The sequence below is a fragment of the Lysinibacillus sp. TE18511 genome (genome assembly GCF_054062295.1).
The window spans coordinates 43,396-63,098 of record NZ_JBSSFD010000020.1 but is presented as its reverse complement, the minus strand read 5'-3'; the positions used below and the strand labels follow the sequence as shown (position 1 = coordinate 63,098).

The window sequence follows — 19,703 nt, the reverse complement described above, 5'->3', positions numbered from 1 at the left end:
AAGATTTGTACGATTATGTGAATTCTACAAAAAAATTTTGTAAAAACCTTAACTATTTCATATGAAATCCGTATAATAAATCAAACAGTGCGGAAATTGTCCATATTCTATCGGTAAATTGCGTGAATTTTTTAAATTGTATTGACGTAGAGAGCGATAATTTGTACACTGTGTACATTCAATTGTTTTGTGGGGGAATACAATTAATTTAAAAAGTTAGGATTTGATAGATATGATCGTATGTAAATTTGGTGGAACATCTGTAGCAAGTGCAGAACAAATTCAAAAAGTAGCAAACATTGTAAAATCTAATCCGGCACGTAAAATCGTAGCCGTTTCTGCACCAGGGAAACGCTCCGGTGACGATATAAAGGTAACTGATTTATTAATTAATTTAGCAATGGCAGCATTAAAAAATGAAGATATTGAAGAGAAAGTGCAAACCGTTGTGAATCGTTTTAAGGCGATTGCAGATGGTTTGCAGTTAGATCATACAATTTGTGGCGTGATAGCTGAAGATTTACGTGAACGTGTGCAAGGTGATAAATCAAATGAAGAATTATTTATCGATAGCATTAAAGCAGCGGGGGAAGATAATAACGCGAAGTTAATCGCAGCGTATTTCAATTCTATCGGTATGCCGGCTCGTTACGTAAGTCCGAAAGATGGTTTAGTGGTCAATGATTTACCTGAACGCACGTTTGCTTTACCAGAGGCTTATGCAAATTTAGCACCTCTAAAAAATACAAAAGAAATTATTGTGTTCCCAGGTTTCTTCGGTTACACTAAAGCGGGCATATTGCGAACATTTGACCGCGGTGGCTCTGATATTACAGGTTCTATTTTAGCAGCAGCTGTTGAGGCAGAGCTTTATGAAAACTTTACGGATGTGGATTGTGTGTTCTCCGCGAATCCGAAAGTCGTGAATGATCCAGTGGAAATTAAAGAAATTACGTATCGCGAAATGCGCGAATTATCCTATGCAGGCTTTTCGGTGTTCCATGATGAAGCGTTAATGCCTGTCTATAAGATTGGGGTGCCAGTTAACATAAAAAATACAAATAATCCATCAGCCCCAGGTACTCGTATCGTACCAAGTCGTCCTGCAACAGGTCGTCCAGTTACAGGTATCTCGGCAGACAGTGGTTTTTCAACTTTATATGTGTCAAAGTACTTGATGAATCGTGAAGTAGGCTTTGGACGTAAGCTTCTACAAATTTTAGAAGACGAAAATATTTCTTATGAACATACACCGTCTGGTTTAGACGATATTTCTGTCATTATGCGTTCAAATCAAATAACACCAGAAAATGAAGCGCGTATTCTTTCTCGTGTGAAACATGAATTACATGCAGATGATGTGCAAATGCGTCATGGTTTCTCTATGATTGTGATCGTAGGTGAAGGCATGCGTAATAATACAGGTTTAGCGGCACGTGCTGCAACGGCCATTTCAAAAACAGGTGCAAATATCGAGATGATTAATCAAGGTTCATCTGAAGTAAGTCTAGTATTCGGTGTGCTACAGGAATTTGAAAACCAAATTTTACAAGCGCTTTATGAAGAATTTTTTGCACATGTGAGAGTATAAGTAAATAAAGTGAAACGATAATCAGTGGGGGTTTTTCTTTACCTCCACTGATTATTAGTCTTCACCAATCGGGATTTTACGGGCAGTTAATCGCTGACCTAAGTACTTTGCTTTCGCTACAGACAAATTACTGCCCGTTAATGCGGGATAAACACTAATCCTTGAACGGGATTAGTGTTTTCTTTTTCACTGGAATACGGTAAAATCGAGGGCGTACATAGATTGGAGGTTTTTCTTTTGAAAAAATTATCGTTTGGTATGTTTCTATCAATGATTGGCATACTATTTGTTTGTTTAACGATTATGGATATTTTACCGGCCTCGACAAAAACAATGAAAATTGTCTACATCGGTATTGGCTGGGTATTTATCATTGCAGGATCCATTGTTCGATTTAAACACTTAAAACAAAAGCAATAACGGAATATCTCGAAATTGAATTGTTATAAAACGTGAATTTGTGATACAATTTCAAAAAAATAAATAATTTGAGTATTAGGAAGTTGTAATGCTGTACAAAATTCAAAAAGTTCAAATTTGGGAACAATCATAAATTTAAGATTGAACAGTACAAATTCTTCTTTGTAAGAATTTGTTTTTTTATTTTCTGAATGGGAGGCGAGATAATGCCAGTACTACGCGTGGAAGATTTTCACATTTCCGAACATTATGTTGCTTTCCGCACAGATTCACCAATGAAGGTCGTATCCTCGGCAGTACATAATCCGGGATTTGGCTATTATACACATCTAATAAATCGTTCAGTGCCGTATACGTACGATGAGCGAAAACCGCAGTTAGAATTGCAACGATTTTTACAGTCCGAAGGCTTTCCAATTGATAAGACGGTTGCGATGATGACGGCTGTCTATGCCAGGTACGCAACAATTCGTGAGTTTACATATGAAGGCATTCATCTTGTCATTATTATTACAGCTGGGCTCGGTAATGCCGTAGATATAACGCGTGCCTTTCATCGTCAAGAGCAGTATCATGCTGGAACCATCAATACGTGGGTACTGATCAATGGGAAATTGTCGGATGAGGCTTTATTTCAGGCAATGATCTCTACGACAGAGGCAAAGGTCAAGGCTCTCATTGATGAAGGTATTACAGATCCAACAACGGGCACGCAAGCTACAGGTACTTCAACAGATAGCTTGTTAATTGCTTCGACGCAGGAAGGTGATTACCATCAATATGCTGGTCCGATTACAATGCTTGGGAAAGTCATTGGTCATGGAGTTTACGAAACGATGCGTGAGGCTGTTCAAAAATATAAAAAAGATAAAGAGGAGAATCCTTTATGATGGCATTGATGATTGCCTGTATCATTGGGCTTGCTTTTGATTTAGTAGTCGGTGATCCTCCTAAAATGCCTCATCCAGTACGCTGGATTGGAAAGCTCATTCAATCTCAAACGGAATTATGGAATAAAGGAAGAATGAGAAAGTTTCGTGGTATGATCATGGCGCTCACTGTAGTCGGCACAACGATGTTTGTTGTGATGGTCATTTTGCTACTAAGCTATAAGATTAGTCTATTATTTGGCATACTGGTAGAGGGATTACTAATTGGTATAGGATTAGCACAGCGTAGCTTAAAGGAAGCTGCGATGGCTGTGTATGAACCGCTTGTTAAAGGGGATTTTGCTGAAGCTCGTGTGAAGCTATCTTGGATTGTCGGACGTGATACGGAGAAGCTTGACGAGGATGAGATTGTTCGTGGTGTTGTAGAGACGGTCTCAGAAAACACGAGTGATGGTGTAACAGCTCCGTTATTTTATGCCTTTTTATTTGGCTCAATAGGGTTATGGGGCTATAAGGCAGTCAATACGTTAGATTCTATGGTTGGCTATAAAAATGAGAAATATAAAGATTTTGGTATGTTTTCTGCAAAGCTAGACGATGTATTGAATTTTATTCCTAGCCGATTAACAGGCTTACTCATGGTACTAGGGACTAAAAATGAAACAACAGTATCTCTTGGTCAGCGATTAAAACGTTGGTTACAGGATGCAAAAAAGCACCCAAGTCCGAATAGTGGTTATTTGGAGGCGGCTACAGCTGTTCAGCTTGGGGTACAGCTTGGAGGGAAAAATACATATCAGGGTGTCGTTTCTTATCGAGCAATTATGGGAGAAAAATTAGTTCCATTAACTAAAGAGCATATTGCAACGTCTATTATTCATATGCGTTTGGCTACTTTGCTCTTTACTCTTGTTATATTAGCAGTGGAGGTGTTAATTTTTGCAATTACCTAATCATGGAGCAAATCCACAAAATGTCTATCATCAACTTGGGCTGAACATGCCCAAAGAGGTGTATGATTTTAGTGAAAATGTCAATTCGGCAGGACCACCTCAATTTGTTGAGGCACGTTGGCGCACATTTTATCCGCTCATTCAACGTTATCCAGATCCAGATGGTGAGCCATTTTTAACAAAGGTGACAGCTTTTCATCATGTACAGAAAGATTGCGTTTTACTAGGCAACGGTGCCTCAGAGCTTTTTAGTGTTCTGGCTAAACGCTATGCCAATAAACGTGTGATTATCGTACATCCCACTTTTTCAGAATATGAACGAACATTGCGGGCGGCAGGTGCTGAAATTGTGCCAATACTTGTAGAGGATATTGTCCACTACACATTGCCGATGGAGCGTCTAAAAAGAGAGATGGCGAATGCAGATGCTTTATATATTTGCACGCCGAATAATCCGACGGGGGTACTTCCAAATATGGAGGAGCTCCTACAATTAATTACTCACGGTGCACAAGTGAATTGCGAGCTTGTTATTGATGAGGCCTTTATTGACTGGATCGATGAAGCCTATTCATTGATTCAATATGTGGTAGATAATCCTCATATGATCGTCGTTCGTTCGATGACAAAAATGTATGCGATTCCAGGTTTGCGACTTGGCTATTTAGTTACGAGTCCTATCGTTGTTGCTGAGTTAAAGTCCAGTCTACCGCATTGGAATTTGAATGCCTTTGCTCTTGTTATAGGGGCAGGTTGTTTAGATGAAGAAAATTATTGTCAACAAGCGATTGGCTATGCAACAACACAGCGGGAATTGCTACAAAGCTATTTACAAGAAAATGGTTGCCAGGTGACAAATAGTGTAACCAATTATGTATGTTTTAAGTTGCCTGATAAACAGCAAGCAGATACATTTTTTACTTATTGTTTATCAAAGGGCGTCGTACTACGCCATACAAAAAACTTTATGGGCTTAAATGGTGAATGGTTCCGTATCGGGATTAAAGATATTGCGGCCATGACTTATTTAAAAAACTGTTTGCAGGCATGGTTTAACTTATTTCAGCCGAAGTCTCCCACCTCTGTAGGTGGTGAGGTGAATGCGGGTTAAAGCTACTTTTCAGCGGGTGTCCAAATATCTGTACCTTTCGCTACGCTTTCGGTACAAAAAACATCCGCTGAAATAGAGGAACTCAGGCTAAGAGCTTCACATCCTGAGAAAACGGCTGAGTGACCAACGGCGTGTTGCCGCTGACGCTACGTTAGCACTGCGCTTTCGCACAAAAAACATTTGTTGCTGCCGCTACGCTTTCGCACAAAAAACATTTGTTGCTGACGCTACGCTTTCGCACAAAAAACATCTGCCGCTGCCGCTACGCTTACGCGCAAAAAACATCTGCAGGCCTAAGCACAAAGCCGATTCCGGAAGTAAATATGCCGAGGCATAATTGAATATTAATTAGGGGTGAGAAAAGTGACAACTTTTTATTTAGTGAGACACGGTGAAACAATGTGGAATAAAGAACATCGGCTACAAGGATGGTTAGATTCGCCATTGTCTGAAAATGGTATTTCAAATGCGAAAAAACTGCAAAAACATTTGGGGGAAATTGCATTCGCTGCAGCATTTAGCAGTTCGAGTGGTCGTGCCAAGGAAACATTGCAGATTCTTGTCGGTGATCGACAGCTTCCCATTTACCATGCGGATGATTTACGCGAGATTTTTTTAGGGGATTGGCAAGGTAAAACGGTCGAGGACATCATAAAGACACAACGCTTAGATTATGAATTATATACCGATTATCCTGCACAATTTACCGCAACTCATACCGAAAGCTTCGGTGCAGTAACAGAGCGAGCTATGTATATGTTGAAAGAAATTGCAGAAAAATTTCCTGAGGAAAATGTATTAATTGTTTCCCATGCTGTAACGATTAAATGTGTGGTTAACGCCATTTTAGGCAGAAGCATTGATCAGCTTTGGTCAGAACCATTCATTCATGGTACAAGTGTAACGATTATTGAACGATTAGAGCATCAATTGCTCGTTAAAGATATCGGTAACATTCAACATCTACAATAGGAGGCGTAATCATTGCCACTGATTTTCATTACAGGGGGAGTACGCAGTGGTAAATCCCACTTTGCTGAACAAGCGGCTGTTACTCACTTTCAAACAAAGTTCATGCATGGACAACGACTTATTTATATTGCTTCAGGAGTAGCGATGGACCGTGAGATGGAGAAGCGAATAGGGCGACATCAGGCTGACAGACAGGCGCAAACTGTTAAATGGCTAACGATAGAAGCACCTTATGAAATTGCTGATACATTGAATAACCTGATTGATGGAGATGTCGTGTTATGGGACTGTGTCACGACATGGCTGACAAATGCTTTTTACGAAGGGTTTGATACAGGGACTCCGTGTGTGGCACAACCAGGCTGTTTAGAGGAGAAGCTCCGTGTTGTAAAAAGGGCGGTAGAGACGTTACTTGAGAAAAGGGTGACGTTTTTTGTCGTCTCGAACGAATTGTTTGATGAGCTTCCATATACAAACGAGGAAGTTGAATTATACCGACAAATGCTCGGGAAGTTCCATCAATGGTTCGTTTCTATAGCGGATGAGGCGTATGAAATCAATTATGGAATCGTAAAGAAATGGAAATAAAGAAACGCGCTTTGAAAATAAAAAGAAAGAAGGCAAGGCGATGAAAAATTTCTGGCAGAGCATACAACTTGCATTTCAATTTTTTACAGTTTTGCCGGTACATAAAGAAATTCCTTTAACCAAAGTAACCATTACGGGGATGTTTGCCTTTTTGCCGTGGATAGGGGCTCTGATGGGTACCGTAGTGGCAGCGGTGATATATGGTTTAACAGAATGGACGACGAGCAGTGAAGTCTTGCTTTCCTTTATGATTGTCGGATTATTCGCTTTGTTTACGGGTGGTTTACATTTAGACGGTTTTATTGATATGGGGGATGCTTATTTTTCATATCGGGATCGTGAGAAGCGGCTTGAAATTCTAGATGATCCACGTGTTGGCGCATTTGGAGTGCTTTCAGTCTTATTTTTAGTGCTTGGTAAACTTGTTATTTTACATGAGCTATTTGTGCAGCATAAATTAGCTCTTTGGATGTTGATTTTTATTCCATTATTAACACGAGTGGGTATGAGTTTTTATTTTATGTCGCTCCAGTGTTCAAAAGAAAAAGGGCTTGCCTACTTTTTTAAAACGCATATTAAGCCAGGATTACTTATCTGCTTTATGTTTTTAACATTGGTTGTGGCGTATAGTAGCTTATGGATTGTAATAGGCTTTTCGTTTGTTCCGTTCGTGTTGATGGCTGTATTAGCGATTGCCTTTTTAGTCTTTCGACAATTTACGGTGCGCAACTTTGGTGGCGTTTCTGGGGATTTACTCGGTGCATCAATTGAAGGAATGGAGGTTGTATTGTGGGTGACGTTGTTAATGTGCGCTTAATGAGACATGCACCAACAAAGGAAAATTTAGAAAAACGGTATATTGGCTGGACAGATTCTTCATTAGCCGATGTATCTTCGCTGACTGTTGTAGATAAAGATATCAAGAAAGTGTATGGTAGCGATTTACTGCGCTGTAGAGAAACGGCTGCTCATTACTTTCCGAATGCAACTTACATGGCAGATAAAAGATTCCGAGAGTCGAACTTCGGAGAATTTGAAGGGCGAACATATGAGGATTTAAAATCTGATTGTCGTTATTGTGCATGGTTAGATGATCCGGTACAATCACCGCCTCCAAAAGGGGAAGGTTTTGATGCATTTTGTGCACGAGTCATTGAAGGATTTACAGTGTTACCAAAAGGAGAAGACGTTTATCACCTTGTTGTGCATGGTGGAGTCATTCGAGCACTTCTTGTTGCATTTGCACCGACTGAGCAACCCTTTTGGACGTACCATACACCGCATGATAAAATGTTTTCTTTAACGTTTTCAAGAAAGGCTTGGGAGGAGGGGGCGAGATGCATGTCTTTATCGGAGGAGCTTATAGTGGAAAAACCGACTATGTCATGAATTTACTTGCAGATCAAAAAGTTGAGCTAGTAGATGGCTATGTACCTGATGATACTCCTGCCAGTGATGTACTTGTTATTAAAAACCTAGAGAACTGGCTCGTGACACAAGATCTAGAGGATGATGAGGTCATTGTGAGAACCATTTTGACAAGACTAAAGACTCTTGAAGAAAATTGTGCACTCTATATAATTGTGACCGATATGGGACGAGGGGTTGTGCCGATGGAAAAACAGGCACGATTATTGCGTGATACATGTGGGCGTTTGTACCAGGCTTTATTTGCAGAAGCCGACCGTGTTGTACGCATTTGGTATGGTGTCGGGGAACAGATCAAATGATATAGTTTTAAAAAATTTTTATTAGGCTTTTCGTTTTGTGGATAAGATTTCCAAGGACGTATGCTTTGTAAATAAGTTGATTGGGGTGGAGGATGGGCGACTCCCTGGGGATTAGCGCTAGAGGAACGAAGGCTAAGAGCATCACGTCTGTGATAACGCCTTCATGACCTACATCAGTGCTGCTGCCGCTTCGTTAGCACTACGCTTTCGCGCAAAAAACATCTGTAGGCCCGAGACCCTGGAGCGCAGCGGATGTTTTCTGTGCGAAAGCGAAGCGTCAGCGGCAAATGTTTATCTGTGCGAAAGCGAAGCGTCAGCGGCAAATGTTTATCTGTGCGAAAGCGAAGCGTCAGCGGCAAATGTTTTATCTGCGCGAAAGCGAAGCGTCAGCGGCAAATGTTTTATCTGCGCGAAAGCGAAGCGTCAGCAACAAAGCGCCCAGCCGGAACGGAAATCAACCTCACGCTATGATGAACAAAGTATAAAAGAAAAGAGGGAAGGGAATGGATCGACAAAGATTAATGAAATTGACACTCGTTGCCATGGTAGCGGCAATTTGTGCAGTTGGGGCAGTTATTAAAATTCCAACACCATTTATTACAACTGCTGCGCTGGACGCTGCTCCTGCATTTTTGAGCGTTGTATTTTTATCTCCGGTATTGGCTGGGGTTGCAGGGGCAATTGGGCATTTTATTACGGCCTTAACTTCTGGCTTCCTACTTGGACCACTCCATATTATTATCGCAGTAGAGATGTTTATCGTTGTATGGATCTTCGGAGTGATGCATAAAAAAGGAATGCATTTCTGGAAATGGCCTGTGGCACTGATTTTAAATGGCGTTGTGGCACCATTACCGTTTTACTTTATCATTAGTCCGGCATTTTATTGGGCATCTCTTACTAGTCTTCCGTTGGCAACACTAATTAATTTAGTCATCGTTGCAGTTGTAATGCCAATTTTATCTAAAGTATTTGTGCGTAAGGCAGGGCGATTACATTGAGAAATGCCATAAAAGTAGGTGAGCTGATTGCTACAACAGATAATGCCGCAGCCATTGGTGAAAAGACACAAGATGTTGTGTCTGCCTCAGATCAACTCACGGCATACTTGACAGCACGTGTTACTTTTTTAGAGCAGCTTGCCGCAAATGCTTTACCTACACATGTCCTACTCGCTAATTTTTCAGGGGATGCGGCATGGTCTCGTTATGTGGCGGGTATTCAACAAGTTTTTGATGAAGCTGGTCTTATTTGTCCACAAATAGACGGTAGCACTGAGTCCAATATGCCGACTGTACAATCTGGTTTGTCCATAACGATGCTTGGTGAACAGCAGCAACGCACACCATATAAGCATGAACAGCTAATTTGGTATACATATGGACTGCCGCTTGTTGGCAATGAAGTCCTTGCACAGCCTGAGGATGTTGCCCAGCTACAGCCTATTTTTCAGGCATGGAAAGAGGAAATTGTACAGCAAGTTTGGCCAGTTGGATCAAAAGGTTTGCAAGCAGAATTTACCCGTCTTTTTGGTAATCAACAGGTCAAAAGTTCGTTAAATGTTGAGAAAACGGCTGGTCCATGTGCAGTCATTTTACTCGGAATACATCCAGAAAAAGAGCAGCTGGCACAAAAAATCTTTCTTAGAAATTTTGAGAAACTACGTAAAACTGCATTGTAATTGGGCTTGCTTCGAGAAAAAGTAGTGCGTAAAAAAAATCAAGGGGCAAAACACCTATTGCAACAATAAACACAATATGTTAGATTTGTTTAGGAGTTAAAACACAATATATAGTATTTTGGACGAGCGGTACCAATGTGGTTTAAAAGGGAATTCGGAAAAAGAGTCATCTTATGCCGAAGCTGTCCCCGCAACTGTAAGTGCTGACAAATGATGAAGAGGCCACTGTTAACAATGGGAAGGTGATCATTTGGAGGAAGCATGAGCCAGGAGACCTGCCGATTTGTTCAAGACAGCGACACATTCTTCGGGGATTGAGAAGTGGAGGCGAGAGATTTGTTCACTTCTGTGTGTGCATGTCCTTCATTTCCATTTCCGATTTTACAGCGATCACGCAACCGATAGAGGATGCGTGATCGCTTTTTGTGTTGTCTGGAGAAAGAAAGGGAGAGTATGTGTATATGACAATTCAAATCGAACAGCAAATTGCTAAGCTAAAGAAAAGTTACACGGAGGATGAACTTGAAAGTTTTGTAAGGTTATCGGATCGATGGCTACGAAAAAATGACGATGCCACATTTGAGGCATGGGCGGATGCGATGATTTTACAAACGCTTAGCCTAATTGATGAAGAGGAGCCATATTGGACATTTGTTGCAGCGCAAATTTATTTAGAAAAATTATATGACCAGTTTGCAATGCGTCGCGGTGTTTCAGTAAAAGATGTTTATCAGGTGTTCCCAGCACAATTAGCACGCTATACAGAGGCTGGTTTGTATCATGAAAGTTTAACAACAAAATATAGTAAGCAGGAGCTTCAGGAACTTGCTACATATTTAGAACAAAGTCGAGATGAGTTATTTACATATATTGGCTTAAAAACATTGATGGACCGTTATGTTGTACGTGATTATACGAAAACACCTGTAGAGTTACCACAGGAACGTTGGATGGTCATTGCGATGACATTGATGCAGGATGAAACAGAAAATCGTTTACAAAAGGTGCGAGAGTCTTATTGGGCGATGAGTAATTTATATATGACTGTAGCCACTCCGACATTATCGAATGCAGGTAAAACGCATGGCCAGTTATCTAGCTGCTTTATCGATACAGTCGATGATAGTTTACAAAGTATTTATGACACGAATACAGATGTCGCAACATTATCGAAGTACGGCGGTGGTATTGGCGTTTATATGGGCAAAATTCGTAGCCGAGGCTCATCTATTAAAGGTTTTAAAGGTGCATCAAGTGGCGTATTACCTTGGATTAAACAGCTTAATAATACGGCAGTTTCAGTCGATCAGCTTGGTCAACGCCAAGGAGCTATTGCGGTCTATTTAGATGTTTGGCATAAGGACGTCTTTACGTTTTTAGATTTACGTTTAAACAATGGGGATGAGCGTTTGCGTGCCCATGATATTTTCACAGGATTATGCTTACCGGATTTATTTATGGAGACAGTTGAGGCACGTGGGGAATGGCATTTATTTGACCCACATGAAGTGCGAGAGGTCATGGGCTTCTCATTAGAAGATTTCTATGATGAGAAAAAAGGTGACGGCTCCTTCCGTACAAAATATGCAGAATGTATTGCCAATCCTTTATTAAGCCGTGAAGTCGTACCAGCGATCGATATTATGAAACGTATTATGCGCTCACAGCTTGAAACGGGCGTGCCGTTTATGTTTTATCGTGATGAAGTAAATCGTATGAATCCGAATAAGCATGAAGGGATGGTTTACTCAAGTAATTTGTGTTAATAGTAGCACCTTCAATCAGAAATGGTTGTCGAAAACTCCGTTAAACGGGGAAAGTCACAATGTGATAACCCACCGTGCTAAATCTTTTGATTAAATATACTATGTTTCATATAATAGAACAAATATTCTGTTTTAGGGGTGATCGATATTTCTAAAGCATATGGGTTCATATATGTAACAATAAATAAAGTAAATGGCAAAAAGTATATTGGAAAATGTATTTATGATCGTATAAATAACTGGGAAAATTATTTAGGATCAGGAGTATATTTAAAGAGAGCCATAAAAAAATATGGTAAAGAAAATTTTGAGAGAAAAATAATTTGTAATGCGTATTCCGATGAAGAATTGAATCAATTAGAAGAGTTTTATTTAAATTATTTTGATGTTGTTAATTCTACTGAATTTTACAATATTAAACTAACTTCTATTGGTGGAGATGTTTTCACTTTTCATCCAAATAAAGAAGCAATTAGAAAACAAAGAATTGAGCAAATGACTGGAGAAGGAAATCATCAATTTGGAAAAGCTAAAACGAAGAAAATGATAGATTCAGTGAAAAAAGCCAATTCTAAACGAGTAGTAATTGATGGTGTGCAGTATGATTCAGTTACAATTGCTTCAAAAAAATTGAGTATTGGAATTAGCACAATAAATTACAGATTAAATTCGGTTAACTTTCCAACATATGAACGATTAATGCCGAAAAAAGAACATAAAATTAGTGGATATAAATGCAAAGTTGGAAATCAAGTTTTTGATTCCATTACTGAGGCAGCAAAGTTTTATGGTATTTCAACTCATGCAATGAGGTATCGCATGAACTCTCAAAATTTCCCTGACCATGTTTTTATTAATCAAAAGTAAAAGCCTAACGACTATCGAAAGCATAGCTCATTGAAAAACATGAGTGAAGAAGCGAGTAGAGTACCCCTCAAGCGAGGCCCGATATAGGGATAATTCATAAAGGGAAAAGCGGAGCATCCTACAGGTAGAGCTAAGGATGATGATATAGTCTCCTCTGTATAGTGATATACAGCAGTTCATAAGAGAACGGATTAGGTTTAGCGAACCTAGTTGAAGAAAAGGACAGAAATATTCCAAAATATGTCAGCTACTGAATTTGAGTCAATTACCCTAGAGGATGATGTCATCGTTACGCGTCGTAAGCCTGGAGATTTCGTTGTATGTAACTTATCATCTATTAATTTAGGCAGAGCTGTACCGGCTGGTGTTCTAGAACGATTGATCCCGGTGCAAGTACGTATGCTAGATAACGTTATTGCTCTAAATACAATTCCAGTAAAACAAGCAGAACGTACGAACTTACGCTACCGCGGTATCGGGCTTGGAACATTTGGCTGGCACCACCTATTAGCTTTGAATGAAATTCAATGGGAGTCTGAGGAAGCTGTAGAATTTGCGGACAAGCTATATGAGGAAATTGCCTATTTAACGATTCGTGCTTCTAACGATTTGGCAAGTGAAAAAGGTGCTTACCCATTATTTGAAGGCTCAGATTGGCATACTGGTGCGTATTTTGACAAACGTGGCTACGACAGTGATAAATGGAATGCGTTACGCGCAGCAGTTGCTGATAACGGTATGCGTAACGGCTATGTTATGGCAGTTGCCCCTAACTCATCAACATCTATTTTAGCGGGTAGTACGGCAACGATTGATCCAATCTTCCAAAAGAGTTATTCAGAGGAGAAAAAGGATTACAAAATTCCAGTAACCGTACCAGATCTATCACCGACGACGACTTGGTATTATAAATCAGCTTATTTCATCGATCAAAATTGGACAATCAAGCAAAATGCTGCACGAGCTCGTCATATTGACCAAGGCATTTCACTTAATTTATATGTTCAAAATACGATTAAGGCGAAGGATTTATTGGCACTACATATGAACGCTTGGGCGAGTGGTGTGAAAACGACTTATTATGTACGCTCAACGTCTGTAGAATTGCTAGAATGTGAGTCTTGTGCAAGCTAGGAGGAAGTAACGATGACAACGATTACGAAACGACAAATTATGGATAAAGAAGCGCCGAACCGTTCAACAGGGATTGTGAACGGTCGCTCTTCTAACATTTTAAACTGGGATGATGTGCGTTTTAGCTGGGCTTATCCAAAGTATAAAAAAATGCTTGGTAACTTCTGGACACCATTTGAAATTAATATGAGCAATGATGTGAAGCAGTTTCCTGAGCTATCAGCAGTTGAACAGGAATCATTTTTGAAAATAATTGGTTTACTAGCACTTTTAGATAGTGTACAAACAGATTTTGCTGGTAAAGTAGCAGATTATTTAACAGATTCAAGCTTAAATGCATTAATGATTATTTTAGCGCAGCAAGAGGTTATCCATAATCACTCTTATTCCTATGTGCTATCAAGTATTGTGAACAAAAATGAGCAGGATCGTACGTTTGACTTTTGGCGAACGGAGCCTGTGTTAGAGCGACGCAATGATTTCGTTATTAAAGGCTACCATGCATTTTCGGAAGAGCCATCTGTTGAAAATATGCTAGAAGCGATTATCTATGATGTGATTTTAGAAGGTTTATTCTTTTATTCTGGCTTTGCGTTCTTCTATCATTTAGCACGCAATCAAAAAATGGTGGCCTCGTCAACGATGATTAATTATATTAATCGCGATGAGCAGCTTCATGTCGATTTATTCATCAAAATTTATCAAGAGCTATTAGCGGAATATCCTGAATACGATACACCTGAACGAGCAGCACGTGTACAGGAAATATTCCGTGAGGCCGTACAGCTAGAGGTAGATTGGGCCAATGAAGTGATTGGCGATAAAATTGATGGCCTCGATGTGGAAGATGTCCATGATTATGTGCACTTCTATGCCAATGTTCGTTGTAATCAGCTTGGCGTTGAGCGTCCATTTGAGGGCTATCGCAAAAATCCATTGAAGTGGGTTAAAGCTTACGAGGATGTTGACTTAGGAAAAACGGACTTCTTCGAGCAACGTTCTCGTCAATATGTGAAGGTTAATGTAGAAGATAACGGGTTTGATGATTTGTAATGCTAAATACACCTCAATGTTGAAATAACATTGAGGTGTATTTTTTTGAGCGTGCTCGGGGTAGGGGAAACGCTTAGGTAAAAGAAAGAACTGCTCGGGTTAAACTGCAATAAACAGTAGGGGTTGACTATATTATCGTACCAAACTATTTCTCACTAAAAATCGATCATTAAATGTAATCGGTACACCTTTCCCGTTCTTTTCGGCGTGAATATGTAAATGTGGTTCGCTTGTATTTCCCGAGTTTCCTACTTTCCCAAGTATTTGGCCCGTCGTTACTTTTTCTCCTTTTTCCACCACTATGCTGCCTTTTTGCATATGGGCTAATAAAACGGTAACATCATAGTTCTCACATGATAAGGCGACATGATTGCCCTCAGGGTTTTCTGGATCAGATTTAGGAGGAGGGAGATCAGGTAAACCATTTTGTATATTAACTACTTTTCCGTTACATGGACTATACAAATCCTCTGTGAATATTTGATACTTATCTAATTCTTCTGGATATAGTCCACTTGCGCGGGTTCCAAGCGTATTTAATTTTAAAATGTCTAACGCATATTTTTGGCCAGGATGGTCTTGATGATAGTTCATTAATACCTGATTGCCACCCTGTCCGACATAATAGGTGCCATTCTTAAGTGGGAAAGATAACTCAATTCCTTTTTCGGCTACTATATAGCTTTTTACAATCAAAGCATTATAAGTACCAAAAACCAAAATAAGGACAATAGATGTACCAATTGAAAACTTTTGATTTAGAGTGTATTTTCTTGTAAACGGTAAATTCCTTATCCTTTTCCAAGAAAAAATGAAAGTGACAATCAAGAGAATCAACCAAAGAAAGCGAACATAATATCCGACCCAACTCCAGTTTCCTGCTTGAAATAACCAAACGATTAGTACTGTAGTCACCAATGAGTCCAACAACCATTCCAGTTTACTTTTAAAAGCAGCTTTCCATAGCGAAATAATAAAGCTGGCAGGCAATATGATGAGCAAACCAATGGAAAAAAAGATGGGAAACACTATTTCTCAACCCCCTTTCGATGTTTGGTGTGAGTTATAACATTTTTGGTAATATTTACTTATCTCTGATTTTCATTCTATCATAGTGATAATAGTAATTGAACCTTTGCCACTGATCTTCCTTATAAGATAATCGAAAGCTGATAGCCTGAACAATTGCTACAGTAACTATAAACTACATAAAATATCAATCGTGTCCATAATATTACGAGACACGAAATTTAATTGCCGTTTGAGAATGTTTTTCAGTTATAATTAGAGCAGTTATGATTTATAAGAAACGGAGACGAAAGAATGCAGGCAATTAAACAGTTAGGAGGGTATTTAGGGCCCTATAAATTTTTCACCTTGATTGCACCGCTTCTTATGGTGCTTGAGGTGACGATGGATTTGCTTCAGCCGACCATAATGCAGCAGATGATTGATACGGGCATTGCCAATGGCGACAATCCATATGTATTGAAAATGTTCGTGTTGATGCTGCTAAGTGCTACGCTCGGACTTGTTGGCGGGGTTGGTTGTTCTTATTATAGTTCGAAGGCGGCCATCCATTTTGCCTCTGATGTACGTCAGTCACTTTATAAGAAAATGATGACGTATTCGGCAAAGGAACGGGAGGCTTTTACGACAGGGAAGCTCATTACGATATTAACAAGTGATGTGGAAAGTATTCAGCGCGCCTTTATGATGACGCTACGTATTTTTGTGCGTGGGCCTCTCTTATTTATTGGAGCGGTCATTATTGTTTTTGTGACAGCGCGTGAGCTATTTTCCATACTGCTTATGATCGTCCCAATTTTAATAATCGCGATGTACTTTTTCACCAAGTATTCAGGTGTCCTGTATCGCAAGGTTCAAAAGGCAATTGATGGAGTGAACACGAAGCTTCAGGAGAATTTAGCGGGGATTCGTGTCGTGAAGGCGTTCCGTCGTGAAACACAACAAACTGAACAATTTAGTGAACTCAATAATACGCTCACGAAACGTTTTATTACAGCAGAACAAATTGTTGGTGTTCTAGTGCCATTTACGATGTTTGTTGTGAATATCGGAATCGTAGCTGGACTTTGGCTAGGTGCTATTAAAGTGGAAGCAGGGACTTTGCAAGTAGGGGTTATTCTCGCTTTTATCAACTATTTAACGATCATTTTAAATGGACTTATGTCATCAAGCATGGTGCTCATGCATATAGCCCGTGCGATCCCTTCAAGTGAGCGTATCGTGGATGTCTTAAACAGAGAGGTAACGGTTAAGGAAGCTGAAAATGCGCTTACTACACCCATTCAAGGGGCTTTGGACTTTCAAAATGTAAGCTACCGTTATTATGAAACAGCTGAGGATGTCTTGAAAAATATTTCATTTTCGGCGAAAGTAGGGCAAACGGTAGGTCTAATCGGAAAAACAGGAAGCGGAAAATCAACGCTAGTTAAGCTCTTACCACGTTTATTTGATCCGACGTGTGGCGAAATACACTTAGATGGAAAGCCTCTTAAGGAATATGCATTACCAACTTTACGAAAACATATCGGCTTTACTTCTCAAAAAGCACTACTGTTCTCTGGTGCAATTGAAAACAATATTCGTCTTGGGAAGGAAGATGCAACTTTAGAAGAATTACAGCAAGCTCTTAATGCAGCATGTGCCACAGAATTTGTTGCGCGACTTGATAAAGGCTTAGCGCATGAACTTTCACAGGGGGCAACAAATCTCTCTGGCGGTCAAAAGCAGCGACTAGCATTAACGCGTGCACTTGTAAGACAGCCAGCTATTTTAGTGCTGGATGATACAACATCTGCTCTTGATAGCGCCTCTGAAAAACATGTCCAGCAAGCCATTAGCGATCAATATAAAAACACAACAACGTTTATCGTAGCGTCTAAAATTGCCTCTATTCAACAGGCAGACCTCATTTTAGTATTAGAGGACGGTGAGATTGTTGGTCAAGGTACGCATCAACAATTATTACAGAAAAATAATTCCTACCAAGCAATTTACGCTTCACAGCAAAAGGCTGGTGAACAATAATGAGTCAAAATCAACCAAAGCAAATGAGTTTTGGACGTGGACCACGTATGGCAGGACCAGCTGAAAAGGCTAAAAATTCAAAAGCAACGATCAATCGCGTGTGGCAATATGTGAAGCAACAAAAAACAGGGCTTTATTGCTCTATATTTTTTGTTGTGGCCTCTACATTTTTAAGCTTAGCGGGACCGTACTTAATCGGACATATCGTTGACGAATACATTATGAAAAAGGACATCGCTGGAACCATTCGTCTCGGTATTGTACTAGCAGTTATTTTTACAGTAGCGTCTATTTTTACATGGTTACAAACATATGTCATGATTCATGTGGCCATGAAAACCATTCAAACACTGCGTCTTGAACTATTTGAGAAGCTGCAAACGTTAACACTGAGATTTTTTGATCAGCGAGCACTTGGTGATTTAATGAGCCGTGTGACTAATGATATTGATAATTTAAATACGGCACTTGCACAAAGTGTAACACAAATCGTATCGTCACTTTTAACAGTCATTGGTGTTAGTATTGCCATGTTTTCTTTAAGCTGGCAGCTCGCAATTGTTACACTTATCATTATTCCACTAATTGTTTTTACGACGAAGCAAATTGTGAAACGTAGTAGTAAAAACTATGCGGCGCGTCAACGTGATTTAGGAAAGCTTAACGGTTATATTGAGGAAATGATTACGGGAGCGGAGGTTGTGACGCTTTTTGGGAAAGAGCAACAGACCATCGATATGTTCCATCAACAAAATGAAAATCTCCGTAACTCGGCACAGCGCGCAGAAATTACTTCTGGTCTACTAGGTCCAATTAATAACTTTATGAATAACTTAGGCTTAGCTGTTGTCATTGGCACAGGAGCGTTTTTATCGGTAAAAGGTATTGTTTCTGTTGGGGTAATCGCTGCGTTTGTCACATATACACGACAATTTTTCCGTCCGTTAAATCAGCTATCCAATCTTTTAAATACATTCCAGTCGGCAATTGCTGGGGCAGAACGAGTCTTTGAAATTTTAGATGAACCCTCAGAAGTAGCTGATAAAAAGCATGCCATTGATTGTCAAAGTTTAAAAGGGGATGTGGCATTTCAACATGTGTCCTTTAGCTATGTGCCAGAGAAGCCAGTACTGAAAAATATTAGCTTTCATGCCAAGGCGGGTGACACTATTGCACTTGTAGGGCCGACGGGATCAGGGAAAACGACCATTATCAATTTGTTAACTCGTTTTTATGATGTGGATGCAGGTGAAATATTAATTGACGGTCATAACATCGAGGATTATAAAATGGCAACAATTCGTCAAAGAGTAGGTGTCGTACTACAGGATACATATTTATTCTCTGGGACGATTCGTGAAAATATTCGTTTTGGTAAGCTTGACGCTACGGATGCAGAAGTGGAGGAAGCGGCGAAAATTGCTAATGCCCATAATTTTATAAAATATTTACCAGCACAGTATGATACACCTGTACAGGCAGGCGGGGCAAACCTTAGTCAAGGTCAACGACAATTACTTGCTATTGCCCGGGAAATTTTAGAAAATTCCGATATTTTAATTTTGGATGAAGCTACGTCTAGTGTGGATACGCAAACAGAGGTTGATATTCAAAAAGGCCTACAGCATTTGATGCAGGGACGCACAAGCTTTGTCATTGCACACCGCTTAAAAACAATCGAAAATGCCGACCAAATTCTTGTTATTCAACAGGGAGAAATTGTTGAGCAGGGTAATCACCAAGAGCTCATGCAAAAACAAGGTATTTATAGTCATCTACAGCAAAAACTTTTGCTAGAGCAAGTGGAGTAAGATATAGAAGGCGGTCTATTAAAAACTTTTAGACAGCTTTTGGTATAGCAGTTGTGGTAAACTTCTGTAAACGTTATGATGC

Annotated in this window: 18 protein-coding genes, 2 pseudogenes and 1 riboswitch; of the genes and pseudogenes, 19 read left to right on the top strand and 1 reads right to left on the bottom strand. The window is 39.7% G+C overall.

The annotated features are described in order from the left end of the window. Nucleotides 1-232 precede the first annotated feature (232 nt). From ACVWXS_RS15250 to ACVWXS_RS15170, 17 genes and pseudogenes are all read left to right on the top strand, one after another. Nucleotides 233-1,591, top strand: a complete 1,359-nt coding sequence (locus ACVWXS_RS15250; RefSeq protein WP_374966995.1) for an aspartate kinase — start codon at nucleotides 233-235, stop codon at nucleotides 1,589-1,591. 237 nt (nucleotides 1,592-1,828) lie between these two features. Further along, nucleotides 1,829-2,011: a hypothetical protein gene (locus ACVWXS_RS15245; RefSeq protein WP_423471560.1), complete on the top strand. Its 183-nt coding sequence runs from the start codon at nucleotides 1,829-1,831 to the stop codon at nucleotides 2,009-2,011. A gap of 206 nt (nucleotides 2,012-2,217) precedes the next feature. After that, nucleotides 2,218-2,901, top strand: a complete 684-nt coding sequence (locus ACVWXS_RS15240) for an adenosylcobinamide amidohydrolase (protein WP_456958864.1) — start codon at nucleotides 2,218-2,220, stop codon at nucleotides 2,899-2,901. Further along, nucleotides 2,898-3,854, top strand: a complete 957-nt coding sequence (cbiB, locus tag ACVWXS_RS15235; protein WP_456958863.1) for an adenosylcobinamide-phosphate synthase CbiB — start codon at nucleotides 2,898-2,900, stop codon at nucleotides 3,852-3,854. Before ACVWXS_RS15240 ends, cbiB begins: the two co-directional genes overlap by 4 nt. Then, nucleotides 3,841-4,965, top strand: coding sequence for a pyridoxal phosphate-dependent aminotransferase (locus ACVWXS_RS15230; RefSeq protein ID WP_456958861.1), 1,125 nt, complete (start codon nucleotides 3,841-3,843; stop codon nucleotides 4,963-4,965). Before cbiB ends, ACVWXS_RS15230 begins: the two co-directional genes overlap by 14 nt. 363 nt (nucleotides 4,966-5,328) lie before the next feature. Continuing rightward, a complete protein-coding gene (locus tag ACVWXS_RS15225) occupies nucleotides 5,329-5,937 on the top strand; it encodes a histidine phosphatase family protein (RefSeq protein ID WP_456958859.1) in 609 nt (202 codons plus the stop codon). A 12-nt stretch (nucleotides 5,938-5,949) separates the two neighbouring features. After that, nucleotides 5,950-6,525, top strand: a complete 576-nt coding sequence (locus ACVWXS_RS15220) for a bifunctional adenosylcobinamide kinase/adenosylcobinamide-phosphate guanylyltransferase (RefSeq protein ID WP_456958857.1) — start codon at nucleotides 5,950-5,952, stop codon at nucleotides 6,523-6,525. Nucleotides 6,526-6,565: 40 nt separating this feature from the next. Next, nucleotides 6,566-7,342: an adenosylcobinamide-GDP ribazoletransferase gene (gene cobS / locus ACVWXS_RS15215; protein ID WP_456958856.1), complete on the top strand. Its 777-nt coding sequence runs from the start codon at nucleotides 6,566-6,568 to the stop codon at nucleotides 7,340-7,342. Next, nucleotides 7,315-7,914 (top strand): histidine phosphatase family protein, encoded by a 600-nt coding sequence (locus ACVWXS_RS15210; protein WP_456958854.1) that lies wholly within the window; start codon nucleotides 7,315-7,317, stop codon nucleotides 7,912-7,914. The genes cobS and ACVWXS_RS15210 overlap by 28 nt, the downstream gene beginning before the upstream one ends. Continuing rightward, nucleotides 7,863-8,255 (top strand): bifunctional adenosylcobinamide kinase/adenosylcobinamide-phosphate guanylyltransferase, encoded by a 393-nt coding sequence (locus ACVWXS_RS15205; protein WP_456958852.1) that lies wholly within the window; start codon nucleotides 7,863-7,865, stop codon nucleotides 8,253-8,255. The genes ACVWXS_RS15210 and ACVWXS_RS15205 overlap by 52 nt, the downstream gene beginning before the upstream one ends. Nucleotides 8,256-8,418: 163 nt before the next feature. Next, a complete protein-coding gene (locus ACVWXS_RS15200; RefSeq protein WP_456958851.1) occupies nucleotides 8,419-8,835 on the top strand; it encodes a hypothetical protein in 417 nt (138 codons plus the stop codon). After that, nucleotides 8,759-9,256, top strand: a complete 498-nt coding sequence (locus ACVWXS_RS15195; RefSeq protein WP_456958849.1) for an ECF transporter S component — start codon at nucleotides 8,759-8,761, stop codon at nucleotides 9,254-9,256. The genes ACVWXS_RS15200 and ACVWXS_RS15195 overlap by 77 nt, the downstream gene beginning before the upstream one ends. Then, nucleotides 9,253-9,936, top strand: a complete 684-nt coding sequence (locus ACVWXS_RS15190; protein ID WP_456958848.1) for a hypothetical protein — start codon at nucleotides 9,253-9,255, stop codon at nucleotides 9,934-9,936. The genes ACVWXS_RS15195 and ACVWXS_RS15190 overlap by 4 nt, the downstream gene beginning before the upstream one ends. Nucleotides 9,937-10,046: 110 nt before the next feature. Beyond that, nucleotides 10,047-10,234: riboswitch (cobalamin riboswitch) on the top strand. A gap of 163 nt (nucleotides 10,235-10,397) precedes the next feature. Continuing rightward, nucleotides 10,398-11,699 (top strand): annotated as a pseudogene (locus tag ACVWXS_RS15185) (ribonucleotide reductase N-terminal alpha domain-containing protein); the annotation flags it as partial. Nucleotides 11,700-11,840: 141 nt separating this feature from the next. Continuing rightward, nucleotides 11,841-12,569 carry a GIY-YIG nuclease family protein gene (locus ACVWXS_RS15180; protein ID WP_456958847.1) on the top strand — a complete coding sequence of 243 codons (729 nt, stop codon included), beginning with the start codon at nucleotides 11,841-11,843 and terminating at the stop codon, nucleotides 12,567-12,569. A 222-nt stretch (nucleotides 12,570-12,791) separates the two neighbouring features. After that, nucleotides 12,792-13,703: pseudogene (locus tag ACVWXS_RS15175) on the top strand (ribonucleoside-diphosphate reductase subunit alpha); the annotation flags it as partial. Nucleotides 13,704-13,715: 12 nt separating this feature from the next. After that, nucleotides 13,716-14,756, top strand: a complete 1,041-nt coding sequence (locus tag ACVWXS_RS15170) for a ribonucleotide-diphosphate reductase subunit beta (RefSeq protein WP_374966984.1) — start codon at nucleotides 13,716-13,718, stop codon at nucleotides 14,754-14,756. A 132-nt stretch (nucleotides 14,757-14,888) separates the two neighbouring features. On the opposite strand, the gene ACVWXS_RS15165 is transcribed toward ACVWXS_RS15170, so the two are convergent. Further along, nucleotides 14,889-15,785 carry a M23 family metallopeptidase gene (locus ACVWXS_RS15165; protein WP_456958845.1) on the bottom strand — a complete coding sequence of 299 codons (897 nt, stop codon included), beginning with the start codon at nucleotides 15,783-15,785 and terminating at the stop codon, nucleotides 14,889-14,891. Between the two features lie 294 nt (nucleotides 15,786-16,079). On the opposite strand from ACVWXS_RS15165, the gene ACVWXS_RS15160 reads away from it, so the two are divergent. Together ACVWXS_RS15160 and ACVWXS_RS15155 are read left to right on the top strand one after the other, a co-directional pair. Beyond that, nucleotides 16,080-17,810, top strand: a complete 1,731-nt coding sequence (locus tag ACVWXS_RS15160; protein WP_456958844.1) for an ABC transporter ATP-binding protein — start codon at nucleotides 16,080-16,082, stop codon at nucleotides 17,808-17,810. After that, nucleotides 17,810-19,621 (top strand): ABC transporter ATP-binding protein, encoded by a 1,812-nt coding sequence (locus tag ACVWXS_RS15155; protein WP_456958842.1) that lies wholly within the window; start codon nucleotides 17,810-17,812, stop codon nucleotides 19,619-19,621. The genes ACVWXS_RS15160 and ACVWXS_RS15155 overlap by 1 nt, the downstream gene beginning before the upstream one ends. The last annotated feature ends 82 nt before the right edge of the window (nucleotides 19,622-19,703 follow it).